2 protein-coding genes are annotated in these 2,690 nt (G+C 62.8%); both read left to right on the top strand.

Annotated features, from left to right (window positions below):
• Positions 1–99 precede the first annotated feature (99 nt).
• Positions 100–1,212: an efflux RND transporter periplasmic adaptor subunit gene (locus ACPT9U_RS17410; protein WP_002924861.1), complete on the top strand. Its 1,113-nt coding sequence runs from the start codon at positions 100–102 to the stop codon at positions 1,210–1,212.
• 15 nt (positions 1,213–1,227) lie between these two features.
• Positions 1,228–2,690, top strand: a 1,463-nt coding sequence (locus ACPT9U_RS17405; protein WP_435751877.1) for an efflux RND transporter permease subunit, incomplete at its 3' end; no start/stop codon positions are given.

The raw sequence follows: 2,690 nt of genomic DNA, 5'->3' as shown, positions 1-2,690 counted from the left end.
CGCAATTGGGGCAGGCGCGGGGGGGCTTGTGCTAGGCCTCATCGGCTGGGTTGTGCTTCGCAAGGGGAATTCGCGTAATCGCTCGACTGGAGGTGCCGCGTGAAGCTGAGCGTACTGTTTGCTGCGCTGGCGCTGGTATCGGCCAGTGCCTCGTGGAATGCCTTTGCTGGCGAAGGCCATGATCATGGCGATGAAGGTCCAGTTGTGGCAGGAGGCAATGGGCCACAACGGCAAGCCGATGGCAGTGTCTTTCTGCCAAAGCCGGCACAACGCCAGATCGGTGTTCGCACGTTGGTTACGGAAGCCGGCGAATTGCCGCGTACCACCGCGCTGGCCGGCAAGGTGGTCATGGACCCGAATGCCGGCGGAAAGGTGCAGGCCATGGTGGCTGGGCGCCTGGAGGCGGGCCCGCAGGGGTTGCCAAGCGTCGGTCAGGCCGTGAAGAAGGGGGACGTGCTGGCTTACGTTAGTCCTTCGACGGACCAGATCGAGCGGTCTAACCAGATGGCGCAATTGGCCGAGCTGCACGCGGCCAGGGCCCTTGTGGAAAAGCGCCTTGCGCGTCTGAAGGAACTCGCCGACACGGTACCGCGCAAGGAGATCGAGGCGGCCGAAAGCGAGCTTGCCAGCCTGAGGGCCAGATCGAAAGCGATCGGTGGTGGCCTCAATGCCCGTGATGTCCTGACCGCACCCGTCAGCGGTGTGATCGCATCGACTAACGCCGTGTCAGGCCAGGTGGTCGATGCGCGCGAGCTCGTGTTCGAGATCGTCGACCCGAAGCGGCTGCGTGTCGAGGCGCTCTCCTATGATCCAGAAATAGCGGCGGATGTCGCCTCTGCAAGTCTTGCGGTCGGCGACCAGCGGATCCCGCTCACCTTCATCGGCGCCGCCCGCAGCCTGCGCGAGCAGGCCTTGCCGCTCACCTTTGCAGCCGAAGGGGAAGCGCTGGCCTTTCTTGCCGTGGGGCAGCCGGTCGAGGTCTTCGTCCAGTCGCGCAGCACGCAGCAGGGTGTAAGCGTTCCCGCAGCATCGGTGCTGAAGAATTCGGCAAACCAAACCATCGTCTGGGTAAAGACGGCGCCCGAACGTTTCGAGTCCCGGACCGTCACGATCGCGCCGCTGGACGGCGTGAACATTGCGGTGACGTCCGGCCTCGAAGCCGGCGAGCGGGTCGCCTCCCGTGCCGCCACGCTGATCAACCAGATCCGCTGACCGGGAGTCTATCCGATGTTCAAGTGGCTACTCGACAACAGCCTTGGTAACCGGCTGCTGGTGATTATCGCCAGCCTGGTACTGATGGCCTACGGTGCGTTCACGCTTTCGCGAACACCCGTGGACGTATTTCCGGATCTCAACAAGCCGACGGTCACGATCATGACCGAAGCCGGCGGCATGGCGGCGGAGGAGGTCGAGCAACTCATCACCTTTCCGCTCGAGACCACCATGAATGGTTTGCCCGGCGTGGAGTCAGTGCGCTCTACCTCGAGCTCGGGGCTGTCCTTCATCTACGTGACCTTCGACTGGAGTACCGAGATTTTCCGCGCCCGGCAGATGGTGTCGGAACGCCTCTCAGCCATGGAGGAAGGGTTGCCTGAAGACGTGATTCCGCGCATGGGGCCGATCAGCTCGGTCATGGGCGAGATCATGCAGATCGCGATCCCGATCGACACGGCGAAGATCTCGCCGATGCAGGTCCGAGAGTATGCGGACTGGGTTCTTCGTCCGCGCCTGATGGCGATCCCCGGCATCGCGCAAGTCATCCCGATTGGCGGAGAGGTGCGGCAGTTCCAGGTTCAGCCCGACACCCGCCGTATGGCTGAGCTCGGTGTTTCGTTGGAGCAGTTGGAAGGGGCGATTCGAGGCTTCTCGTCGAACACCTCGGGGGGCTTTCTCGAACTGAACGGGCGCGAGTATCTCATCCGCCATCTCGGTCGGACCTCGAGCCTGGAGGATCTGAAGAACCTCGCGATCACTGCGCGAGATGGCCAGCCGATCCTGCTGCGTCAGATCGCATCCGTGACCTTCGCAGCGGCGCCCAAACGGGGGGATGCGGGCTTCGAGGGCAAGCCGGCCGTCATCCTCGGCATTCAGAAGCAGCCTACGGCGGACACCATTCACCTGACTCGCTCGATCGAAACCGCGCTCGAAGAGATGAAGATATCGCTCCCGGCCGGGATGGATGCGCCGGAGGTGACCTTCCGGCAGGCGACTTTCATCGAGGCATCGATCAGCACGCTCAAGGGTAAGCTGATTGGCGCATCGGTGTTCGTTGCGGCAATCCTCTTCTTTTTTCTCGGCACCCTGCGCCCGACGATCATCGCGCTCACCGCGATTCCGGTGTCCATCTTCATGACGGCGTTGGTCTTCAAGTATTTCGGGCAGTCGATCAACACGATGACCCTTGGTGGTCTCGCGATTGCGATTGGCGGCTTGGTCGACGATGCGGTTGTGGGCGTAGAGAACGTGCTGCGCCGATTGAAGGAGGACCGCGCAAAGCATCACGACCATCGGCTTCACCCGATCGAACTCGTGGCGCGCGCAACGATGGAAGTGCGCTCGGCCATCCTTTACGCGACGATCATCATCGTGCTGGTGTTCTTGCCGCTGTTCGCGCTGCCTGGCATGGAGGGGCGGCTGTTCGTGCCGCTCGGCGTGGCGTTCATCGTCTCCACGCTCGCCTCGTTGGTCGT

It is taken from the genome of Thauera sp. AutoDN2 (genome assembly GCF_051280715.1).
Classification (GTDB): domain Bacteria; phylum Pseudomonadota; class Gammaproteobacteria; order Burkholderiales; family Rhodocyclaceae; genus Thauera.
This window is presented reverse-complemented; position numbering and strand designations above follow the sequence as displayed.